This is a genomic window from Kineosporia sp. NBRC 101731, assembly GCF_030269305.1.
Classification (GTDB): Bacteria; Actinomycetota; Actinomycetes; order Actinomycetales; family Kineosporiaceae; genus Kineosporia.
In genome coordinates this window covers 443,457-464,841 of record NZ_BSTC01000001.1, presented here as the reverse complement: position 1 = coordinate 464,841, position 21,385 = coordinate 443,457, and the positions used below count along the sequence as shown (strand labels likewise).

General features: G+C 67.5%; 20 protein-coding genes. 13 read left to right on the top strand and 7 right to left on the bottom strand.

The window, feature by feature from the left end:
- Positions 1–326 precede the first annotated feature (326 nt).
- Positions 327–1,718 (top strand): TolB-like translocation protein, encoded by a 1,392-nt coding sequence (locus QSK05_RS01945; RefSeq protein ID WP_285593244.1) that lies wholly within the window; start codon positions 327–329, stop codon positions 1,716–1,718.
- Between the two features lie 52 nt (positions 1,719–1,770).
- Here the strand turns inward: QSK05_RS01945 and QSK05_RS01940 are convergent, their stop codons facing one another.
- Entirely contained in the window at positions 1,771–2,964 is a 1,194-nt protein-coding gene (locus QSK05_RS01940) for a damage-control phosphatase ARMT1 family protein (RefSeq protein WP_285593242.1), read from the bottom strand.
- A gap of 226 nt (positions 2,965–3,190) precedes the next feature.
- Here QSK05_RS01940 and QSK05_RS01935 point away from each other — a divergent pair, with 226 nt between their 5' ends.
- Positions 3,191–3,421: a hypothetical protein gene (locus QSK05_RS01935; protein WP_285593240.1), complete on the top strand. Its 231-nt coding sequence runs from the start codon at positions 3,191–3,193 to the stop codon at positions 3,419–3,421.
- Between the two features lie 79 nt (positions 3,422–3,500).
- On the opposite strand, the gene QSK05_RS01930 is transcribed toward QSK05_RS01935, so the two are convergent.
- Positions 3,501–4,676: a hypothetical protein gene (locus tag QSK05_RS01930; protein WP_285593238.1), complete on the bottom strand. Its 1,176-nt coding sequence runs from the start codon at positions 4,674–4,676 to the stop codon at positions 3,501–3,503.
- A gap of 413 nt (positions 4,677–5,089) precedes the next feature.
- Here QSK05_RS01930 and QSK05_RS01925 point away from each other — a divergent pair, with 413 nt between their 5' ends.
- Positions 5,090–6,583 (top strand): carboxyl transferase domain-containing protein, encoded by a 1,494-nt coding sequence (locus tag QSK05_RS01925; protein WP_285593237.1) that lies wholly within the window; start codon positions 5,090–5,092, stop codon positions 6,581–6,583.
- Positions 6,584–6,704: 121 nt separating this feature from the next.
- Positions 6,705–8,939, top strand: coding sequence for a heterodisulfide reductase-related iron-sulfur binding cluster (locus QSK05_RS01920; RefSeq protein ID WP_285593236.1), 2,235 nt, complete (start codon positions 6,705–6,707; stop codon positions 8,937–8,939).
- A gap of 228 nt (positions 8,940–9,167) precedes the next feature.
- Here the strand turns inward: QSK05_RS01920 and QSK05_RS01915 are convergent, their stop codons facing one another.
- The 5 genes from QSK05_RS01915 to QSK05_RS01895 all read right to left on the bottom strand — a co-directional run bounded on the left by QSK05_RS01915 (position 9,168) and on the right by QSK05_RS01895 (position 13,221).
- Positions 9,168–9,704, bottom strand: a complete 537-nt coding sequence (locus tag QSK05_RS01915) for a carbon storage regulator (protein ID WP_502879724.1) — start codon at positions 9,702–9,704, stop codon at positions 9,168–9,170.
- A gap of 153 nt (positions 9,705–9,857) precedes the next feature.
- Positions 9,858–10,289 (bottom strand): flagellar assembly protein FliW, encoded by a 432-nt coding sequence (locus QSK05_RS01910; RefSeq protein WP_285593232.1) that lies wholly within the window; start codon positions 10,287–10,289, stop codon positions 9,858–9,860.
- 149 nt (positions 10,290–10,438) lie between these two features.
- Complete coding sequence (locus QSK05_RS01905; RefSeq protein WP_285593230.1) at positions 10,439–11,296, bottom strand: flagellin N-terminal helical domain-containing protein; 858 nt, start codon at positions 11,294–11,296, stop codon at positions 10,439–10,441.
- Between the two features lies 1 nt (position 11,297).
- Complete coding sequence (gene flgK, locus QSK05_RS01900; protein WP_285593229.1) at positions 11,298–12,719, bottom strand: flagellar hook-associated protein FlgK; 1,422 nt, start codon at positions 12,717–12,719, stop codon at positions 11,298–11,300.
- A gap of 4 nt (positions 12,720–12,723) precedes the next feature.
- Positions 12,724–13,221: a flagellar protein FlgN gene (locus QSK05_RS01895; protein WP_285593228.1), complete on the bottom strand. Its 498-nt coding sequence runs from the start codon at positions 13,219–13,221 to the stop codon at positions 12,724–12,726.
- A gap of 359 nt (positions 13,222–13,580) precedes the next feature.
- Here QSK05_RS01895 and QSK05_RS01890 point away from each other — a divergent pair, with 359 nt between their 5' ends.
- The 9 genes from QSK05_RS01890 (at position 13,581) to fliF (ending at position 21,382) form a co-directional block, all read left to right on the top strand.
- A complete protein-coding gene (locus QSK05_RS01890; protein WP_285593227.1) occupies positions 13,581–14,495 on the top strand; it encodes a sigma-70 family RNA polymerase sigma factor in 915 nt (304 codons plus the stop codon).
- A gap of 110 nt (positions 14,496–14,605) precedes the next feature.
- A complete protein-coding gene (locus QSK05_RS01885; protein WP_352300201.1) occupies positions 14,606–15,442 on the top strand; it encodes a flagellin N-terminal helical domain-containing protein in 837 nt (278 codons plus the stop codon).
- Between the two features lie 137 nt (positions 15,443–15,579).
- The gene (fliD, locus tag QSK05_RS01880; RefSeq protein ID WP_285593225.1) at positions 15,580–17,454 is read left to right on the top strand and encodes a flagellar filament capping protein FliD; all 1,875 of its coding nucleotides are present in this window, start codon (positions 15,580–15,582) and stop codon (positions 17,452–17,454) included.
- Positions 17,455–17,542: 88 nt separating this feature from the next.
- Entirely contained in the window at positions 17,543–17,941 is a 399-nt protein-coding gene (locus QSK05_RS01875) for a flagellar export chaperone FliS (protein ID WP_285593224.1), read from the top strand.
- 48 nt (positions 17,942–17,989) lie between these two features.
- Positions 17,990–18,280, top strand: a complete 291-nt coding sequence (locus QSK05_RS01870; RefSeq protein ID WP_285593223.1) for a hypothetical protein — start codon at positions 17,990–17,992, stop codon at positions 18,278–18,280.
- Between the two features lie 347 nt (positions 18,281–18,627).
- Entirely contained in the window at positions 18,628–18,984 is a 357-nt protein-coding gene (locus QSK05_RS01865) for a flagellar basal body rod protein FlgB (protein ID WP_285593222.1), read from the top strand.
- A gap of 1 nt (position 18,985) precedes the next feature.
- The gene (gene flgC / locus QSK05_RS01860; RefSeq protein ID WP_285593221.1) at positions 18,986–19,384 is read left to right on the top strand and encodes a flagellar basal body rod protein FlgC; all 399 of its coding nucleotides are present in this window, start codon (positions 18,986–18,988) and stop codon (positions 19,382–19,384) included.
- A gap of 1 nt (position 19,385) precedes the next feature.
- Complete coding sequence (fliE, locus tag QSK05_RS01855) at positions 19,386–19,784, top strand: flagellar hook-basal body complex protein FliE (RefSeq protein ID WP_285593220.1); 399 nt, start codon at positions 19,386–19,388, stop codon at positions 19,782–19,784.
- Positions 19,781–21,382: a flagellar basal-body MS-ring/collar protein FliF gene (fliF, locus tag QSK05_RS01850; protein ID WP_285593219.1), complete on the top strand. Its 1,602-nt coding sequence runs from the start codon at positions 19,781–19,783 to the stop codon at positions 21,380–21,382. The genes fliE and fliF overlap by 4 nt, the downstream gene beginning before the upstream one ends.
- Positions 21,383–21,385: the final 3 nt, after the last annotated feature.

Here is a 21,385-nt window from a genome sequence, read left to right as displayed (position 1 = left end):
ATTTCGCGAATACCCACACCGGATTTCGCAGAATCCCCAGGGGCTGCCGTACCGGCGGGTCCGGAACTTCCCCACGTTGTCCACAGCCCTCAGGAAATGCGGGACCCACCGGTGCTGACCGCCTGACCGCGTGACCGGCGTCCACCCGTGCCGATCTGATCCGGCGCCCGTCTTCTGCCCTCGGTGGCTGACCGTCGCCCGGCCGATCACGATCGGTTCAAGGAGGGGCTTTGGGGCAATTTCACCGTTTGGGCTCCGGGCGGCCCGATCCCTGCTTAGCCTGATTCTGCTCGGGGGTGAGCAACAGCGTGCAAGGGGGAACGTCCGTGCAGCAGCATGCAGTCATCAGGCTTGCAGGACTGGCCGCCGTGTCGGTCGTGGTCGCCGGCGGCCTCCTGGCCGTTCCGGCGCAGGCCGCCGCGCCCGGGAGCACCACCGAACTGGTACTCCCGGTCGACGCGGCGCCGGGCACCGGCACACCCAACGGCGACCAGAAGAACCCTGCCGTCACGCCGAACGGCCGGTACATCGCCTTTCCGTCCACGGCGACGAACATCGACCGCAACCTCCAAGACACCAACAACGGCTGGGACGTCTTCGTCCGCGACACGAAGACCGGCATCACCACCATGGTGTCGACCACCTCGGGGGGCGGCTCCTCGGCCGACAGAGACAGCCCGCAGATCGACATCTCCTCGAACGGCCGCTACGTGGCCTTCTCGTCCTGGGCGACCGACCTGGTGGCGGGCGACGACCTGTCCTACCGCGGCGACGTCTTCTTCCAAGACCTGAAGACCGGCAGGACCACCAAGATCAGTGTCGGGGTCAGCGGCACCCCCGACTCCGGCGGCGGGGACAGCCCGTCCATCTCGGCCGACGGCAGCCGGGTCGCCTTCTTCTCCTCCGCCGACGACCTGGTGCCCGGCGACACGAACGGCCTGGGTGACGTGTTCGTCTGGAAGCGCTCGACCGGAAGGATCAGCCGGGTCAGCGTGACCTCGTCAGGCCGCCAGGCCACCTCGGCACCCGACCTCCGGCGACCGGACTCCATCGACCCGCAGATCTCCGGCGACGGCCGGACCGTGGTGTTCAGCTCCGGGGCGGCCAACCTCGTACCGGGCGATACCAACCGGCTCACCGATGTTTTCGCTCATTCGCTGACCACCGGGAAGACGAGGCGGGTCTCGATCGGCCCGGGCGGTGGCCAGATCACCGGTGGCGTCGCCTCGCAGGGGCTGGGTGCCGGGCAGCCGACCGTCTCACACAACGGCAGCGTCGTCACCTACAACGGTTTCGCTCTGCTGGGCCTGATCAGCCCGGAGCCGGCCCGGCAGATCGGCCGGGGTTACGTCCATGACCGCACGACAGGCAAGACCCGCCTGGCCGCCGTCACGCGCAGCGGAAGGGCACCCACCGAGGCCTCCGGAGAGGCGACGATCTCACCGGACGGTCGCTTCGTGACCTTCAGTTCCTTCGCGGGTGACCTGGTCGCGAACGACACCAACGGTGGCTACGACGTCTTCCGCCGCGACCTGAAGACCGGCTCCACGCGTCGGGTCTCCGTCAGCTCGACGGGCACGCAGGCCAACGCCTGGAGCGGCGGGCACGGCCTGGCCATCTCCCGCGGAGGCTCGACGGTGGTGTTCACCTCGCGGGCGTCCAACCTCACCCCGGTGCCTCTCTACGACAGGGACAACCTGTTCAGGTACCGGCGATAAGACGGCCCGGCTGCCATCGGGGGTCAGGGCCCGATGGCGGCCGGGTGCACCATCACTTCAGCTGGATCACAGCGTGGCGCCCGCTCGTGCGCCACGCCTCTCCGGTCGCGTCGAGGTCGGCCAGCCGCCCTTCGTCCACACCGACCAGAACGTCAGACTTGAGCGTGCGCAGGGCCGCGACCCGGCCGGGCCAGTAACTGGTGACCGTCTTGAAGGGCGTGGTCGCGGGCCACGACGCGTCGCCGACCAGCCTGCGGTAGTTCAGGTCGCCCTTGAGCAGCGTGAGATCGGCCTGCTCGTAGTGCCTATGAAGATCGGCCGGAGCCTGATCGAAGGTCAGGGGCGCCACGTAGAACGGGTGCGCCACGAGCACCAGGCGACCCTCGGAGAGAAAATTCCGTAACCGGTGGCCCATGTCAGACGCCGCCGGCGGACCGTCGATCATCCGCTGCACGGTCTTCAGCACGTCGGCGGGCATGGCGTCGGAGGTGAAGTATGGGCTCGGTTTCACGTGCAACCAAGCAGTGACGCCTGATCGGCCTACCAAAAGCCGGTCAGCCAGCACCAAATCGGGTAGCAGCTCACGTCCGACATTATCCGTGATCAGGATGATCCGGCTCGCATCGGTCAGCAGCGGAAGCAGAGCCTCGCGGTGGTCGGCGATCAGGTTGTCGACCACCGGAGCGCCGTCGTCGCCGGTCGGGCGCTGGATCTTGAATCCGAGGTCGGCCCGGTTGCCCCAGAGCGCGGCCAGGACGAGGGAGTCGAGGGCCTTGCTGTCGGGGCCGTCGGGAAGTGATTCCAGCTGTTCCAGGGCTTCCAGCTCGGCCTGTACGGCGGCGCCGGCGAGCTCGGCATCCTTCTGCGGACCGAACGGATCGATGCTCTGCCAGGGCCCCGGGGCGAACCAGCCGGTGGCGCCCAGCAGCTTGCGGTAGAAGAAGTTCTCGGCCCAGAGGAAGGGCACTTCGTACCAGCTCTGGCCCAGGTAGGGCGCAGACCACTCGGCCCACTGCGCCGCATCGGCATGCGTGTCGGACAGGGGCAGGATCGGCCCGTCGAGTTCCTGGAGCAGGCCGTTCACGGCGAGGCGGACCTCCGGCGGGTAGGGCACCCCGTCGAGCACCTTCGCGAGCAGTTCCGGATGCCGGTCACGCAGCACGCTGCGCGGGAAGCCGTCGGCGGTGGTGATGACGGGCGCGGTGAGGCGAGGGTCGCCGGACGCGGTCAGCGGTGCCAGATCCATGAGGCAAGCCTCTCAGCCCTGGCCCGGCCGAAATCCTTCGGCACGACGCCAAGAATTGGGACAATGCCCGCATGCCTCTCCCAGGAACCGAGCACAGGGCGGTGCCGGTGAGTGCACGGCGGCTTCGCACCCCGACAGTGCGCGTACATCCCGGCCCGCGCCTGCCGGTGCGCAGAATGGTGATCCGCGGGACAGACCCTCAGCGCAGGACGACGGGAGGACAGCGATGATCGACGCAACCGGAAGGCTCGTCAGGGACACGTTCTTCGTCTTCGTCGATCTGGTGAACTGGCTCTGGGACAAGCTCTGGAAGTTCAACCGCAGTCTGGCCAAAACCCTGCTGCCGGGCCAGTCGCGCGGTATTCAGACGACGGTCGCGCTGGTCGCCGTGTGTGGTGAGATCATCGGTCTCTGGGTGTTCGCGGTCGACTTCGCCGATCGGCATCCCATGTTCTGAAACAGCTGGTAGACGCACTGCGGGGCCGGAACCCTCTCACGAAGGTTCCGGCCCCGCCGGCTTGGTACGGGTTACCCGATCAGAGACCGGAGCCCTGGGCCAGACCCGCCAGGCTGTCGGCCGGGATCAGGTTGAACAGACCCTGAATGTCGACGGCCGTGGCGCCGGTCGGCACCTGCACCGCGCTGGCGCCGGTGTCGACGGCGAGGTCGACCGCGAACGTGGCCCCCTCGACCGGCTTGGTCATGAACTGCTGCAGGTCGATGTTGACGCCGCTGAGCTTGTCGTCGTCCACCTTGACGGTGAAGACGAGGTTCTTGTTCGGAGCCTGCTTCAGCTCCTTGCGGAAGTCGGCCACCTCGTCCGCACCGATCAGGGCGACGAGGTCGTCGTTGACGGCGTCAGCCGTCTTCTCGTAGGGCACCGACACCTGGTAGCCACCATCGACCTCGGTGACCTCGGAGTCGCTGTCGTACGACGCCTGCAGCGAGGTGATCAGGCTCTGCACCTTGGCCGGGTCGACAGCGTCGGCGGCGGTGGTGTCCTGGCTCTTCGACAGCTCGTCGAGCAGACCCTGCTTGTCGAGGATCTGCACGGTCTTCACCAGGTCGAGAGAGACCCACTGGCCGTCGAACAGCTTCTGGGCCGGCGTGGCGATGACCGGGGGGAGCTGGCCGAGCGTGCCCGTGAGGCTGCTGAGGTTCTGACCGGACAGCGTCGCGATCTTGTCCGCGTCGGCCCGGAGGTAGAACACCCCGTCCTTGCTGACGAAGTCGACCAGACCGGAACCGTCGTACACCACGGAGGTGGCCACGGAACCGGAGTCCTTCAGCGCGGCCTCGAACGCGGCCGGGTCCTTGAGCAGGTTGTCGGACTTGGTCGCCGCGCTGCTCGTGGTGACGTCGGCGAACGTCTTGCCCTCGGGGGCGGACACGTTCATCGTGACGCTGCCCTTGAGCAGGTAACCGATCGTCTTCTTGTCCTCGGCGTCGAGCTGCTCCGTCGAGTCCTGCGCGGCGCTGATCTTCTCGAGATCGGCCGTGGAGCTGTCCAGCTTCAGGGTGAAGCCGACGTTGGACGAGCTGTTGAGGCTCTGGAACGCGGCGGCCACCTTCTCCTTCGGAGACCCGCCGCTGTTGCTGCCCGAGCCAGTTTCACCGTCGGCCGAGTCGGAACCCGATCCGCAGCCGGTGATCCCGACTGCGGCCGCCAGGCCGAAGCCCGCGAATGCCATTGCCTTGGAACGCGTGTTCACTACCCCACCCCTTGCTGTTGGTCCGGTTTCGGCCCCTCGCCGACCGGATGTTCGGCACCTCCCGAGCAGATGCCCAGGGGTCCGCAGTTCTTACTCGACCGTATCGGACGGATGCACAGCTCCAGCACAGTTCCCGCCTATCGGGCTAATGCTGAGACTGAATCGTTGCCCCTTCCGGATTGACGGTCTTTGCACCCGTCTGCTTAAGGCGCAACGGTCTACAGACGCACTGATCCGGGCCCACGTTGCATCGATACGCCGGATTTTCCGCCCGGCGCCCGCAGCGCTGCCGGACAGCCGCCTGACCGGCCCTGAACGCGAATCCTGTTCAGAGCCCCGGCAACCCGCCACGGTCTCGTTCACCACACCGATCAGGCCGGACGACGGTGCAGTGCCGTTGCAGACTGAGCGGCATGAATGCCCGCGATCTCATCCAACTCACGCTGGACCCCGGCACCTGGCGGTCGTGGGACGCACCGGCCGACCACGAGCGGTACGGGCCGGTGGACGAGGCCTACGCGCAGGCTCTCGCGGCCGCCCGGGAGCGCAGCGGGCTGGACGAGTCGATCGTGACCGGAGAGGGACGACTGGGTGGCCGCCCGGTGGCGCTCGTGGTCGGGGACTTCTCCTTCCTCGGCGGATCGATCGGTGTGGCCACCGCCGAGCGCTTCGTCGCCGCCGCCGACCGCGCCCGCGAACGCCGGCTGCCGCTCATCGCCTCGCCGGCGTCGGGCGGCACCCGGATGCAGGAGGGGACGGTGGCCTTTCTGCAGATGGTCAAGATCTCCGCCGTGGTCGCCGCGCACCGGGCGGCCGGGCTGCCGTACCTGGTCTACCTACGGAACCCGACGATGGGCGGCGTGCTGGCTTCCTGGGGCATGCTCGGGCACGTCTGCGCCGCGGAACCGGGGGCGCTGATCGGTTTTCTCGGCCCCCGGGTGTTCGAGGCCCTGAACGGGGAGCCGTTCCCCGCCGATGTGCAGACCGCGGAGAACCTGTTCCGGCACGGCCTGATCGATGCCGTGGTCGAGCCGGCAGCCCTGCGGGCGATCGCGATCGACGCACTCGACGTGCTCACCAGCTCACCGGTCGTCGGGCCGGCGGCTCCTTCGACGACCCCTTCGACGACCGTGGTGGCCGATCTGCCGGACCGCCCGGCCTGGGAGTCGATCACCGCGTCCCGGGACCCGCAACGACCGGGGGTACGGGAGCTGCTGGAGGTCGCCGCGGGCCCGGTCGTGCCGCTGAACGGCACCGGGCAGGGGGAGGCCGATCCGGGGATGCTGCTGGCGCTGGCCCGGTTCGGTGACACCGGCTGCGTGGTGCTGGGACACGACCGGCGGGCCGCCACCGGGTCACCGATCGGCCCGGCGGGGTTACGGGAGGCCCGGCGGGGCATGCGGCTGGCCGCCGAGCTGGGTCTGCCGCTGGTCTCGATCGTGGACACGGCCGGGGCCGCGCTCTCCCCGGAGGCCGAGGAGGGCGGCCTGGCCGGGGAGATCGCCCGGTCGCTGGCCGACCTGACCACCCTGACCGCCCCCACGGTGTGTCTGGTGCTGGGACAGGGCGCAGGCGGGATGGCGCTGGCCCTGCTGCCCGCGGACCGGGTGATCGCCGCGGAGCACGGCTGGATCTCGCCCCTGCCCCCGGAAGGTGCCTCGGAAATCCTTCACCGCACGCCCACCCGCGCCGCCCAGATCGCCGACGCCCAGGGCGTACGGGCCCGTGACCTGCTGCGCGACCGGATCGTGGACATCGTGGTGCCGGAGTACCCGGACGACACCGCCGAAGCCTTCCTGCGACGGATCGGTGCCGCGCTGGAACGCGAACTGCACACCGTGCTCGGGGCCGACCCGGCACAACGCCTGAGCACCCGCCTGGCGCGCTACCGAGGTATCGGGCTCTGATCGCCGTCCCGCCGCCGGGACCGGATCCCCCGCCGGTCGGAGGGGGTGAAGCCGGTCCTGAATGAGATGCGCCACGCCGGGTCGTTGCCGAGCGGGAATCTGTGACTGCGAGACTTCGGCCATGAACACTCCGCTCCAGATCGCGGTGATCGTGGTGAGCATCGCCATGACCGCGGCCGGGATCGCGCTGCTGGCGCGCGCCGCGAACCGCTTCGTGCAGGTCATCCGGCTCGGCGAGCCCGACCGATCACGCTCGGACGACCCGGTCGCACGCACCACGACGCTGGTGCGGGAGTTCCTCGGGCACACCCGCATGGCCCGGCTGCCGATCGTCGCGATCGCGCACTGGTTCACCATGGTCGGCTTCGGGCTCCTGTTCACCACCCTGGTCACCGCGTACGGTCAGATCTTCGACCCGCACACGACCCTGTGGCTGATCGGCACGTTCCCTCCGTACGAGTGGGTCGCCGAGGGCATCACCGTGATCGGGCTGGCCGGCATCCTGCTGCTGATCGCGGTGCGCCAGAAGCATCACCCGCGCAGTGAGGGCCGCTCCTCCCGGTTCTTCGGGTCCGGCTTCTGGCAGGCCTACTTCGTCGAGGCGGTCATCCTCGGCGTGCTGGTCTGTGTCCTGCTGCTGCGCAGCCTGGAGTACGCGCTGAACCCCAGCGGCCTGCACTTCCCCTTCGGCCAGATCCTCGGCCGGGCCTTCGAAGGCCTGTCCGAAGGCACGCTCGAAAACCTGATCGTGCTGGTGGCCGGAATCAAGATCGCCATCTCGATGTCGTGGGCCATCACCATCGGCCTCAACAACACCATGGGTGTGGCCTGGCACCGATTCCTGGCTTTCCCCAACATCTGGTTCAAGCGCAACGCCACTCCCACCCGGGTGAACGACTCCACCACGAGCCTGGGCCCGCTGCAGCCGATCTCGATCAAGGGGCAGGTTCTCGACTTCGAGAACGTCGACGAGCTGGACGAAACCGCGGCGCTCGGCGTCGGGGTGGTCGAGAACTTCACCTGGAAAGGACTGCTCGACTTCAGCACCTGCACCGAGTGCGGTCGCTGCCAGAGCCAGTGCCCGGCCTGGAACACCGACAAACCCCTGTCGCCGAAGATGCTCATCATGTCGCTGCGCGATCACGCCTATGCCAAGGCACCGTGGCTGCTGGCATCGGAGGAGGCGCGCCAGAACGCCGACTCCTCCGAGGTGCTGAAGGCCGCCCAGCCGCTCGCCGGGCGTCCGCTGATCGGCGACACCGGCTACGAGCTGGACAACCCGCTCGGCGCGTACAACGCCGAGGGCGGCGTGATCGACCCGGACGTGCTGTGGTCGTGCGTGACCTGCGGGGCCTGCGTGGAGCAGTGCCCGGTCGACATCGAGCACGTCGACCACATCGTCGACATGCGGCGCTACCAGGTGCTCATCGAGTCGGCCTTCCCGAACGAGCTGAACGGCCTGTTCAAGAACCTGGAGAAGAACGGCAACCCCTGGGGCCTCAAGCCCCGGCTGCGGATGGACTGGGCCAAGGGCCTGTCCTTCGAGGTGAAGCAGGTCGGCGGCGACATCGAAGACCTCACCGAGGTCGAGTACCTGTTCTGGGTCGGCTGTGCGGGCGCCTACGAAGACCGCCAGAAGAAGACCACCATCGCCATCGCCGAGCTGCTCAACGAGGCCGGCGTGGAGTTCGCGGTGCTGGGTGACGGCGAGGCCTGCACCGGTGACTCGGCCCGCCGCTCCGGCAACGAGTTCCTGTTCCAGCAGCTGGCCATGCAGAACGTCGAGGTGCTCAACGAGTCCAAGGCCCAGAAGATCGTCGTCTCCTGCGCCCACTGCTTCAACACGATCCAGAACGAGTACCCGCAGCTCGGCGGCAACTACGAGGTCGTCCATCACACCCAGCTACTGAACCGGCTGGTGCGGGAGAAGCGCCTGACCCCCGTCGCACCCATCGATGGGGGCAGTACGAGTACAGCGACCTATCACGACCCGTGCTACATCGGCCGGCACAACGGCATCTACGAACCGCCGCGTGAGCTGATCGGTTCGCTGCCCGGCGTCGAGCTGCGGGAGATGCCGCGCAACCAGGAACGCTCCTTCTGCTGCGGCGCCGGCGGCGCCCGGATGTGGATGGAGGAGAAGCTCGGCAAGCGCATCAACCTCACCCGCACCGAGGAGGCCGTCGCGACCGGCGCCGACACGATCGCCGTCGGCTGCCCGTTCTGCCGGGTCATGCTCTCCGACGGGCTCACCGCCCAGCAGTCCGAAGGTGCTGCGCGGGAAGAGGTCCAGGTGCTGGACGTGGCCCAGATGCTGCTGGCCGCGGTGCAGCGCGGCAAGGCCCCCGCGGAGTAGAACCCCTCCCAAACCGTTCGTGCTCAGGGTGAACGAACGAACAAAGAGGGGACGAACGGACGACGAGAGCGTGACAACGGCGAGGGCATCGTCCTCCCTGAGCGACCGCCGCTGTCCGGTGAGCGCATCGTCTTTCATCGACGAAACCCGCGACCAGAAGCCCCAACGCAAGCGGTCCGGCCCGAATGAACGGGCCGGACCGGACTCACGAAACATGACCTGGACGCTCTAGGTCTCCTCGGCGGGCGGGCCGGGCCGCGGAATCGGACCCGGTTTCGGAACTCCCGGCCGAGGTGGCGCGGGAACGGGCCGGGAGGCCTGCATGGTGCGGCCGGCCCGCTGTTCTTGCTGGCCCGCTCCACGGGCGGGTGGTGCCGGCACCGGTCGCGTCGCTGCGCTCGGTACCGGCGCCCCGGCCGACTTGGAAGACGGCGAGGGCTGTTGACCAGGTGCTGTTTCCGCCGTTGGGCCGGGCTGACCGGACGGCGATGGACCGGGTTTGGGCGTCGACGGCGTCGATGCCCTTCCCTGACGCCGCTCTCCCGGCTGACGGTGCGGCGCGGTCGGACGAGGAACCACCGGGCGGGCCATGCGGCGCAGCCTCTCGGACACTTCCTCAAGGCTTTCCCCGGAAACCGCCGCAGCAGCTGCGTTGGCGGCCTGAACCTCGGCGTAGACCTCCGCGCGGTGCACCTGGATGCTGCGTGGAGCCTCGATCCCGAGGCGGACGGTGTCTCCTCGCACGTCGAGGACGACGACTCGCACGTCGTCCCCGATCACGATGCTCTCGCCAGCTCGACGTGTCAGTACCAGCACCGCGGCTCCCTCCCTGGACCCCGTTGGATCGCGATCAGCAAGGGGCCGCGACCACGGCCGACTTCAGGCCGTAAGGAGAGGCTAGCGGAAAGTAAGCATCGATCAACCCAGTGGCGCGCGCACCGGCCATTCCGTACCGGTGAGGATGACCTGGGCCGCAGCCCGGGTCTTGGAGTTGATGACGATGGGCGCCAGCAGATTCGCGGTCGTGGTCTTCGCGTTCTCACCCGGGGTGAGAACGGTCAGGATGAGCGCGTCCGCCGCAGACTCCAGTCCCAGCTGTTCGCAGTCCTGGTCGTCCAGCTGCACCACATAATCACTGAAGAAAATCGCCGGTACGGTCACCACGAACCGCACGTCCGGTCGCTCCAGGCTCCGCAACTCCGAGATCAGCGCCTCCCGGTCGTCGATCCGGGTCAGCGCAAAGTGCCGCAGATCGCTGAAACCGGGAATCGGCCGGATAAAATTAATCTCCGGGACGTCGGCGGTGGTCGCCGCATCGGCATTGGCGTTAGTGAGAAGAGCAGGATGCATAAGACCTGTCACCCCATCCTGGTGTCCCGCTGAGCGGGCACCTCTCGGCTCCGGTGCGCACGGTTGCACGCACCTTGGGCGAGGTGCGCACCCAACGGGTGCGCACCCTTCGGTAGCGGTGCGCGCTTTCCTGCACGCACCTGGGCGGGTTACTGCAGGAAATCGAGGAGGGACGTCTGGTTGATCCGCGCCGTCACGCCGAGTGCGGCCTGGTAGGCCACCTGCTGGGACGAGAAGCGGGTCAGGACATCGGCGTAGTCGACGTCTTCGTTCTCGGCCAGAGACACCGTGATGTCCGAGTTCTGCGCGTTGACGGCGACCTGGCTCGAGGTCACCCGGCTCTGGATCGCACCGACGTTCCCGTTGGCCGTGATCACGCTGTTGATCAGCGAGTCCAGGTCGTCGAGACTGTCGGTGCCCTCGCCGTTCGCGATGTCGCCGGCGATCTTGTCCAGCAGGCCGCTGAAGTTGCCGGCCCCGATCGAGGCGCCGTCGACGTCGACCCGCACACTGGTCGACGCGTTCAGCCGTACCATCACCGGGTTCCCGTCACCGGTGTAGGTGCCGGAGGCGTCCACCGCCCCGACCGCCGAGGTGCCACCGAAGATCGAACGGCCCTGGTACTGGGTGTTGTACAGACCCTCGAGCTCGTTCTTGATCTGGGTCACGTTGGCGGAGAGGGCCGATCGCGAGTTCGCGTTCGTGGTGGTGGTCGCCGAGATGATGTTGGAGCGCACCTGGCCGAACCGCGACACGATCGACTGAAGCGTGCTGTCGACCGTGGAGAGCTGGCTGTTGGCGTACCCGGCGTTACGCGTGTACTGCGTATTGGCCGCCTGCTGGTCGCGCAGCTGCATCGAGATGGCGGTGCCGGTCGGGTCGTCACTCGCCTTGTTGATGCGCTTGCCACTGGCAGCCTGCTCCTGCAGGCGCGAGGCCGCCGTCTGGCTGGCCTGGAGAGCGGCCAGAGACTGGTTCACCTGGCCGAGCGTGGTCACCCTAGCCATGTCACACCATTCCGATCAGAGACTGGAGCATTTCGTTGGCGGCCGAGATCACCCTGGAGTTCGCCTGGAACGACCGCTGGAAGAGGATCATGTTGGTCAGTTCCTCGTTCAGGTCGACACCGGACTCAGAGTCCACGGCGCTCTGAGCGGTGGCGACAATGCCACTCTGGGAATCGATCGCGGTGTTGAGACCCTGTAGCTGGGTACCGATCTGGGTGACCATCCCGGAGTACACCGACTGTGGTGCCGTGGCCCCGCCGAGCACCGCCGAGATCACACTGGGATTCACCAGATCGCCGATCTTGCCGGCGTTGCTGCCGTCGGCCGAGACCCCGGCCACGTTCGATATGGCTAGCTCATCGGGCGAAGTCACCGCCACCGTGAGCTCTTGAGCCCCTTCACCGGTGAAGAAGTCCCCACCCGGAGTACCGTCGAGCGTGTAACCCGCGCTGTGCACGGAGTTCACGGCGTCGCGAATACCGTTGGCGACGGTGTCCAGCGAGGCGCTGATCGCCGGAAGGTCGGTGTTCAGGGCGGAGAGCACGCCGGCGGCCTGGCCGCCGGCCGGCGACGCCTTGACGGTGCCGACCAGCAGTCCGGGAGCGTTGACGCCACCGGCCTCTTCGATGCTGCTGGAACCGGAGACCGACATCAGGTTGAAAGCATTGCCCGACACGACGGTCACACCGGAGACAGACACCTGAACGGAGCCGTTGTCCAGGCTCGTGGCGGTCGCGCCGGTCAGCTTCACGATCTCGGTGATCGCCGAGTCCCGCTGGTCCAGAAGGGCGTTGACGTTGTTGTTACCGGCCGTGCCCTGCATGATCTGCTGGTTCAGGGCGGCGACCTTCTGGGTCTGCGCGTTGACCTGCTCGACGATGCCGGTCAGGTTGGCGAACTGGTTCAGGTACTCCGAGGCCACGCCGTCGGAGAGCGAGTTCAGCTTCCCGGCCAGGGTGACGCCCTGCTGGATCACCACGCCGGCGGCGGCACCGTTGATGGCCACCCCGCCGTCCGAAGTGCCCTTGACCGGGTTGTTCCCGAGGTCGGTCCAGCCCTGGTAAAACTGCGTCATCAGGCTCTGCAGGCCGGTGGTGCCGGGTTCCTGCAGCTGCCCCTGGACGTTGTCCAGCGGGGCGGCCTGGGCCGAGAGCGCTTCCTGCCTGCCCACGGCGCTGTTCAGCGCGGCCTGCTTGAACGCGCTGGAGATGCGTTCCACGCCGGTGACCTTGACGCCCATAAACTGGGCGCTGTTGCCGGTGTAGACGTTCACACTCGGCGCGGTCTGCTGACTCTCGAGAATGGCCCGCTGGCGGACGTATCCGGGAGTACTGGCATTGGCGATGTTCTGGCTGATGACATTCAGCGCCTGCTGGGACGCCTGCAACCCGGTCAGTCCGTTGCCCAGGATGTTGAAGCTCATGTGGTCACAGCACCCGATCGATGACGGCGGGCAGACGCCCGGTTACTGGATCGGCATGGCCGGTCGCGTCGTATCCCACGGCCTGGTGGGGCGACAGCGATCCGAGAGAGTTCATTGCGGCCTCGACCAGCGCCATGCCGCTGCTGATCATGGCCTTGTTGGCATCCGCGAGAGCGTGAAGTTCTGTGGTGAGGGCGATCAGGGCGGCGCGGTGCTCGAGCAGCACCCCGGTCCACGGTGGCTGCGACGCCGCAGCCAGGTCGGACAGGCCGCTGCCGGCCGGAAGACCGAGCTCGGCGGCGGCGCGGTCGGCCGCCTCGCCCCGCTGGAGCTCCAGCACCTGCAGGTCCTCGACCACCGTCTCCACCTCGGAAACGGCAAAGGCGATTCGGTTCATCCGGCCGGCGGCGAGCAGAAGCTGCTCGCACTCCAGGCGGTAGCAGAGCCGCTCGATCAGCTCTCGCTGTCGCCACAGCACGGCGGCGAGATCGGGAAGGCTCATCGGGACATCTCCAAAGGGTTTCCGAGTTCGGTTTCTTCAAGCACCGGACGCGTTCATCCAGTCAGTCGATCGGCGGGCGTCCCGGGATGCTGACCGCTGCGGCGGGGTATTCATCCACCTGGCGGCTTTCATTTCCGGGCGCACACGGTCCGGCGCTACCGGGGCATGCAAAGCCTGTCGGCATCCGGGTGGCCGACCTGAGCCCTCGTGGGCGATCCAGTCACTGCGATCTGCCTGGATCCGCCCGTCCCGTGCCGAAATCGCTCCCCCGGGCGGGGGGTCTTGCTCCATCCGGATGCATTGCCGGGGAACTCCTGGGCGGTGGTCGAGCTGGGGCCCGCAACGGTCGAAGACCAAGCGTGGCCGATCTTCTGAACTCCCCCCAGACGTCCGGGAAGTCCGCCTCCCCCCGTTCGGCGGCCGAGGTGGAGGCGCTGGTCCGGGAGCACCTGCCCCTGGTGGGTTACATCGCCCGGGAGACCTCTTCCCGCCTCCCGCGGCACCTGGACTCTGACGACCTCACCGGTGCCGGTGCGCTCGCCCTGGTTCAGGCGGCGCAATCGTTCGATCCCAGCCTGGGTGTGCCGTTCGCCCGGTTCGCGAACACGCGCATCCGCGGGGCAATGATCGATCAGATGCGCCAGCGCGACTGGGCGACACGTTCGCTGCGCAGCCGGGCCCGGGCCCTGGCGGTCACGTCCGAGGCACTCACCGTGGCGCTCGGGCGCACACCGGTGGACAGCGAACTCGCCGCCGCATCGGGCCTGACCGAGAGCGAGATCGGTGAGATCCGCGGTGGCCAGGACCGCGCCTCCCTGCTCTCCCTCGATTCCTTCACCCCCGAGGGGGAGGGCCTGGCCGCGACCCTGCGCGATCCGGCCCCGCAGCCGGAAGACGCTCTGGTCGCGGCGGAACGGGTGGGCTATCTCCGGGACGCGATCGCCGAGCTGCCCGACCGCCTGCGTCTGGTGGTCAGTGGGTACTACCTGGAGGGCCGGCCGCTCACCGAACTCGCGACCGAGCTGAACGTGACCCAGTCACGGGTGTCGCAACTGCGGGCGGAAGGGCTGGAACTCCTGCGGGAGGCCTTGTCCCGACTGCTCGAGGCCGATGCCAAGGCCGGCGCGGGCGCTGTTGGCCAGCCGACCCAGGGAGCGCGTGGACGGCGTCGGGACGCCTATGTGGACGCGGTCGCGCGGCGCTCCACGCTCAGCAGCCGGGTGGACGTCGGCCGATACCTCTCGTCCGCCTCGGACGTCGACGCCCGGTTGTAGTTCCCGGCGAAAACTCGCCGGAAACCTTCATGACCGCAGCATTCCAGCCGATGAGGATGCTGTCCCGGTCCACGGATGGATCGGAATTCGACCCGACCAAGGAGGACATCATGGGTCTCTACGTGACCAGCAACGCGGCCGCTCTCAACGCCTACCGCAACCTGAACAACACCCAGACCAGCCAGACCAGCTCCCTCGAGAAGCTGTCCAGTGGTTACCGCATTAACCGTGCGGCTGACGACGCGGCCGGCCTGGCGATCTCTCAGGGGCTGCAGGCGCAGATCGGCGGCCTGAGCGTCGCTGTCCGTAATGCTCAGGATGCCATCAGCGTCGTCCAGACCGCTGACGGTGCGTTGAACGAGACGCAGGTCATCCTGCAGCGCATGCGAAGCCTGGCCGTTCAGGCATCATCCGGTGGTTCTCAGGGCGCCAACGCCCAGGCCGCCTCACAGGTGGAGTTCAGCCAGCTCCAGGCTGAGATCGACCGGATCGCCGGCACGACCAACTTCAACGGCCAGAACCTTCTGGACGGCACCTACGCCGGTACCTTCCAGATCGGCGCCAACAACTCGGCGAACGACCGGATCACGGCCGACCTCACCGGGACGGCCATGACCACCGCTGGTCTCGCCGTGGACACCGGCACGGTGTCCCTGGCCGACACGGCGTCGGCGCAGTCGGCGATCGACGCCATCGACACCGCGCTGAACACCGTGTCCACCACCCGGGCGACACTGGGTGCTTACCAGAACCGATTCACGCACACGGTGAACAACCTGAACGTGTCGGTGGAGAACCTGACCGCCTCCAACGCGCGTATCCAGGCCACCGACATGGCGTCGGAGATGGTGCTCTTCACCCAGGCTCAGATCCTGTCGCAGGCGGGTACCGCCATGCTGGCGCAGGCCAACCAGCAGCCGCAGAGCATCCTCAAGCTGCTGCAGTGATCCCGGACCGGGTGGTGATCGAAAGACCACCACCCGGTTCCAGTTTCACATCGTGACGATGGGCCGGGCAGGGCTTCGCGTGCCCGGCCCATCGTCACAAGCCCCGCCCCTGCACAGTGCACAGGAAGACCACGCCCATGACCTCGCTCACCATCGGTGGGATCGTCTCTGGTCTGGACACCAAATCGATCGTCGACAAACTGGTGTCCGTCCAGGGCAATTCCCAGACACTCCTGAAGAACCGTCAGATCGAGCAGAACAGCGCCGTCAGCGCCTACAGCTCGATGCTCAGCAGCATCGGCTCGCTCGTCACCCAGATGAGCTCGCTGGCCAACACCAGCTCCTGGGCCACCACCTCGGCCACTTCTTCGTCTTCCTCGGTGACGGCGACGGCGACCGGCAGTGTGGCCAACTCCCTCACCTTCGACGTGACCTCGGTGGCCAGCGCGCAATCGCTGATCTCCAACGGCTCGGTGAACTCGCTCGCCGCCACGGTGGCGTCGGGCAGCACCATCACGCTGGACAAGAACGGCACGAGCACCTCGATCAATGTCGGCACCGGCTCGCTCAGCGAGGTGGTCTCGGCCATCAACAGTGCGAATGCCGGCGTCACGGCATCCGCGGTCCAGACCTCGCCGGGCACCTACCGCCTGCAGGTCGCCTCGACCACCACCGGTGAGGCCTCCCAGTTCACCCTGTCCGGGCTCAGCGGCTTCCCCGGCGCCGGCGCCCAGATGAACGTGCTGGCCGAAGGGACCGACGCCGAGATCTCGATCGGTGGCAGCGGCAGCAACGCCTACACCGTCACCTCGGCCACGAACACCTTCACCGACGTCGCCCAGGGCCTCTCGTTCACGGTCGGCAAGGTCGAGGCCGGCGTCACGGTCGGCAGCTCGGTCGACACCACCAAGGTGACCGACCAGGTCTCCGGGGTCGTCACCAACATCAACAATCTGCTCAGCTCGATCGCGACGAACACCGCGTGGGACCCCGCCACGAAGAAGGGCGGTCCGCTGCTCGGTGACAGCACCGTCCGGGCTCTGCAGCAGCAGATCCTGAGCACCGTCGCCGGCATGAACACCCCGGGCCTGACTGTCACCTCAGGTGGACAGGTGACGTTCGACAAGGCCACGTTCGACACGGCGTTCAAGTCCGACCCGACCGGCACGATGGCGGCGTACGGCGCCAGCTCATCGTTCTCCGGCGTGTCGGCCAGTGCCACCTACACCCGCGCAACGGCGGCCACCCAAGCCGGTGACTACCCCATCAACGTCACATCGCTGGCGAAGGCCGAGCAGTGGCAGGTGATTCCGCCCGGCACCGGCGTGGTGGGCCGCACCGTCGCCCTGCTGCGGGGCAGCTCCACGATCAAGTACGACGCCGCCCCGGGCGACGATGCCGCTGCCGTCGCCGCCAAGCTGAACACCATGCTGGCGCAGTCCGGCATGGGCATCACCGCGGCCGCCGACGTCAGCGGCAACCTCACCTTCACCTCGACGAACCCGGGTTCGGCCGGCGCCTTCGATGTGGAGTTCACCGAGACGGCCACCGGCAGCGCCGTCAGCGGCGCCACCGTGAGCCAGACCGCCGAGGGCGCCGACATCAAGGGCACCATCAATGGCATCGAGGCCACGGGCATCGGCAACATCCTGACCGTCCCGCCGGCCTCGGAAGACCCCGCCGCCGGCCTGTCGATCACGGTCAACAGCAATACCACCGGGCTCATCGGTGACCTCACCTACAAGCCCGGGCTGGCCCAGCAGCTGGGTTCGCTCTTCAGCCAGATGAGCGACTCGCAGACCGGCACCCTGGTACAGGCGCAGACCACGGCCAAGACCCAGGTGAAGGATCTGCAGACCCAGATCGACGCCTGGACCGACCGCCTGGCGGCGTACCGCACCACCGTCACGGCGAAGTTCACGGCGATGGAGAGCTCGCTCTCCGCGCTGAAGGCGCAGCAGAGCTCTCTCGCGAGCTTCTTCAACAGCAGTAGCAGCTCGTCGTCCAGCTGATCCGATCCGCAGGGCCCGCCCCGATCCCGGCGTGGGCCCTGCGGCTCAGCTTTGCCCGGAGAGATGCCTGCGAGGTCAAGGAGTACCAATGCCGAACGGACTGGCCAGGTCACGGTACGCGGACGACACCGCCCACACGGCCTCACCACAACGCCTGCTGACGATGCTCTACGACCGGCTGATCGGTGATCTTGCGGTGGCCGAGGCCGCCATGCGGACCGGCGACCACTCGACCGTAGGAAACCGTATTCAGCATGCCCAGGAAATCATTCTGGAGCTGTGGGGCAGCCTCGACGTGGCGATCTGGCCCGAGGGAACAGGCCTCAAGAGCCTGTACCTGTGGATGGTCACCGAGTTGAGCAGCAGCCGCCTGCCACCCCAGCCGGAACGTATTCTGGCGGTAAGGGAGATGCTGGAACCCTTGCGGGACGCCTGGAAGCAGGCCCTCACGCTGGAAGCATCGACGAGCCCGTTCCCGGTGGGCTGACATCCGATGACCACCACCAATTCCGTCAGGGCCGCCAATAAGGAGGCCATGACCGCCTGGAACGGCTACTTCGACGCCGTCGAGCAGTCGATGCACGAGTTCGAAATAGCCCTCAGCCGGCACGACGTCTTCGCGCTGCCGCTGATCACCCCGCCCCCCGGGCGGCCGCCGGAATCCTTCCGGCGCCGGTCCGAGGAGCTTCAGCGCTGGATCACCGAGCTGGAGTTCCGCGCCCGCTTCCTGCGCGAGGAGTTCCGATCCGAGATCTCGCGTATCCGGCCCACGTTCACCCGGGCCTCAGAGGCCCGCATGGGCTCCACCCTGGACATCAACGGCTGAGGCGCAGCCGCAGGAGCACGGTCATCCACCGATGGCCGTGCTTCTTGCTTTTGGACGCATAGAACGCGTTCTCGAGGTCGTGTCCGCCTCACCGGTTCGGTGGTCGCCCGGCCGGGCCAGTCAAAAGCCGCGAATCCCGCACAGCATCTCATTATGCCGGGAACCTCAAGACCGACTGGTGCTTTCGGATGAACGACATTCACAGGAACGGAGCATCCCTCAAGACCCGATGGGCTTACGTCGAAGCCTGGTTCTGAGCACGGACCGCTCTTGTAGCGCCACGGATCGGCGCGACCCCCAGTCATTCGACGATTGTGCCCGCGTTCTCCCGGGAAGGGCGACGTTCCATGTCCATGCTCGACGACGTCTCGATCAATGCCCTGCACACCGCACTGGACGGCCTGTCCCAGCGACAGCAGGCGATCAGCGATGACATCGCCAATGTCAACACCCCGTATTACCGGGCTCGCTCGGTCGATTTCGAGGGTCAGCTGAAGCAGGCACTGGCGAACGGCGACGACCCGACCCAGGTGGTCACCCCGACGGTTGCGTACTCCGGGGCCGCCGGCGATCTCACGAGCAACAACGTCGACCTGGGCGAAGCCTCGGTCAACAGCGTCAAGACCGAAATGAGCTACGAGCTGGCCCTTCGCGCGACCGGCGATCGCTTCAGCCTGCTGCGTGCCGCGATCAGGAGCAACTGACATGTTTGAATCTCTCGACATTTCCGGCAGTGGTATGTATGTCCACCAGAACTGGCTGGACGCCGTGTCGGACAACATCGCGAACGTGAACACGGTGCGTCCGAGCAATGAAGATGCCTTCCAGGCCCGCTACGTGATCGCCCAGTCGGTCGAGAACGGTGGGGTGGGCTCGGGCGTGCGGGTCGCCGGCGTGGAGCTCGGCGACGCCCAGGGTCAGCTGGTCTTTGACCCCGAACATCCCTACGCCGACGCCCAGGGCTACGTGCGGCGGCCGGACATCGACCTGGGTGACCAGATGACCGAGATGGTCATGGCACAACGCGGTTACCAGGCGAACACCGCCAATCTCGACCGGGTGCGGGCCGCCTACCAGGCCGCGATCCAGATGGGACGTGGCTGAGATGAGCGTCATGCCTGTCGCCGCGGTCGGCGTGACCGACCCCGGTGCCATGATCTCCGGCGCCGATCTCTACAGCCAGATGGCCGCGGGGCTCGGCACCGCCGACGTCGGCAGCATCGAGAACATCTCGGTGCCCGGGGTCGGCACCTCCGCGATCACCGAGGCCGCGTCGGCCCGCAGCGAATCGTTCGGCAATGCGCTGGGCAAGGGTCTGCAGAGCGTCGAGAACCTTGACATCACGGCCCAGAACAAGGCGATCGGGGCCGCCACCGGCGATCTCAACGACGTGCACGACTACGTGATCGCCGCTGTCGAGGCCCAGACCGCCGTCGAGCTGACGACGACCCTGCGCAACAAGGCGCTTGAGTCGTTCCAGCAGATCATGGGGATGCAGCTTTGAGTCCTCAGTTCAATGCCAAGGCAGTCACCACGCGGGCCCGCACGTTCGCCAACGGTTTCACCGCCGGACAGCGCGCCGTCGTGATCATCGGTGTCATCGCCTTGCTGATGGCCGCTTTTGCCCTCAGCAAGTACCTCTCCCAGCCGAACTGGACGCCGCTGTACGGCGGCCTCTCCGGCGAGGACGCCAACGCGATCACGGAACAGCTGAACACCGACGGGGTGCCCTACCAGCTCGCCGACTCGGGAACCGCGATCCTGGTACCCCAGGAACAGGTCTACTCCGAGCGCATCAAGCTGGCCGCGGCCGGCCTCGCCGGGGCGGCGAACGGCAGCAGCGGCGAGGGCTGGTCGCTGCTCGACGACCAGGGCATCACCGCCACCGAGTTCCAGCAGAGCGTTGCCTACCAGCGAGCCCTCTCGGGGGAGCTGGGCAAGACCCTGGAGGCGATGAACGGGGTGGACAAGGCGGTCGTGCAGCTCGCCATCCCCGAGGAGAGCGTGTTCGCCGAGGAAACCCGCAAGCCCACCGCCTCGGTGCTGCTGAAGCTGAAACCCGGCACGGAGCTCGCCGACGGCCAGGTGCAGTCGATCACCCAGCTGGTCGGCGGGTCGGTGGCGAACCTGAGCCCCGACGACGTGACGGTCACCGACCAGAACGGGGAGCTGCTCTCGGGTTCCGGTTCCGGTGCCGGGTCGGCAGCCAACGATGCCAGCCAGACCGACAATCAGACAGCAACTTTCGAGAGCCGGATGAACAAGTCGGTGGAGAACGTGCTGAACGCGGTGGTCGGTCCGAACAACGCCAGGGTCCAGGTCAACGCCACCCTCAACTTCGACACCCAGAAAACCACCAGCAAGACCTACACCCAGTCCGATCCAGCGCCCCCTCCGCTCAGCGAGGCCGAGGTGAACGAGAAGTACAGCGGTACCGGCGCGGCCGCCGGCGGCACGCTCGGGCAGACCTTGCCGACGCCGCTCAACGCCGGTGGCGGCACCGGGGACTACAACCGGATCCAGTCGACCGTGAACAACGCGGTGAACCAGAGCGTGGCCGAGATCAAGGCGGCCCCGGGGAAGGTCGAACGGATGACTGTCGCGGTCGTGCTCAACAGCAAGACGGCAGGGGCCATGAACACCAATACCGCTTCGCAACTCGTCACCAATGCCCTCGGTCTGGACCCCGCCCGCGGCGACAGCGTGCAGGTGAGTGTGCTGCCGTTCGACACCACGGCGGCCGATGCGGCGTCAAAGGCCCTGGAGGCTCAGGCCAGCGCCGAGCGCACGGCCGGCTACCTGGGTCTGGCCAAGCAGACCGGCCTGACCCTGCTGGTGCTCGTCGTGGTGCTCATCTTCCTGCGCCGTCGCAAGAAGCGGCGGATCGAGGAGGAAGAGGCCCGGATCGAGGCCACCGCCTCCGACCTGCCCGACGGGATGCTGCTGTCACCGCAGGCCCTCGCCCACAACCAGCAGCTCGCCCTGGCCCAGGAGGCCGACCTGTCTCGCGACCGGATGCGCGAAGAGGTATCCGCCATGGTCGACAACCAGCCCGACGACGTCGCCGCGATGCTCCAGGGCTGGCTGGCAGAACGGAAGTAGTGG

Coding starts and splice junctions, on each gene's coding strand:
- QSK05_RS01940 (WP_285593242.1), bottom strand. CDS start 2,964: ATGGATCTGGCACCGCTGACCGCGTCCGGCGACCCTCGCCTCACCGCG.
- QSK05_RS01935 (WP_285593240.1), top strand. CDS start 3,191: ATGATCGACGCAACCGGAAGGCTCGTCAGGGACACGTTCTTCGTCTTC.
- QSK05_RS01925 (WP_285593237.1), top strand. CDS start 5,090: ATGAATGCCCGCGATCTCATCCAACTCACGCTGGACCCCGGCACCTGG.
- QSK05_RS01920 (WP_285593236.1), top strand. CDS start 6,705: ATGAACACTCCGCTCCAGATCGCGGTGATCGTGGTGAGCATCGCCATG.
- QSK05_RS01910 (WP_285593232.1), bottom strand. CDS start 10,289: ATGCATCCTGCTCTTCTCACTAACGCCAATGCCGATGCGGCGACCACC.
- QSK05_RS01905 (WP_285593230.1), bottom strand. CDS start 11,296: ATGGCTAGGGTGACCACGCTCGGCCAGGTGAACCAGTCTCTGGCCGCT.
- flgK (WP_285593229.1), bottom strand. CDS start 12,719: ATGAGCTTCAACATCCTGGGCAACGGACTGACCGGGTTGCAGGCGTCC.
- QSK05_RS01895 (WP_285593228.1), bottom strand. CDS start 13,221: ATGAGCCTTCCCGATCTCGCCGCCGTGCTGTGGCGACAGCGAGAGCTG.
- QSK05_RS01885 (WP_352300201.1), top strand. CDS start 14,606: ATGGGTCTCTACGTGACCAGCAACGCGGCCGCTCTCAACGCCTACCGC.
- fliD (WP_285593225.1), top strand. CDS start 15,580: ATGACCTCGCTCACCATCGGTGGGATCGTCTCTGGTCTGGACACCAAA.
- QSK05_RS01875 (WP_285593224.1), top strand. CDS start 17,543: ATGCCGAACGGACTGGCCAGGTCACGGTACGCGGACGACACCGCCCAC.
- QSK05_RS01870 (WP_285593223.1), top strand. CDS start 17,990: ATGACCGCCTGGAACGGCTACTTCGACGCCGTCGAGCAGTCGATGCAC.
- QSK05_RS01865 (WP_285593222.1), top strand. CDS start 18,628: ATGTCCATGCTCGACGACGTCTCGATCAATGCCCTGCACACCGCACTG.
- flgC (WP_285593221.1), top strand. CDS start 18,986: ATGTTTGAATCTCTCGACATTTCCGGCAGTGGTATGTATGTCCACCAG.
- fliE (WP_285593220.1), top strand. CDS start 19,386: ATGAGCGTCATGCCTGTCGCCGCGGTCGGCGTGACCGACCCCGGTGCC.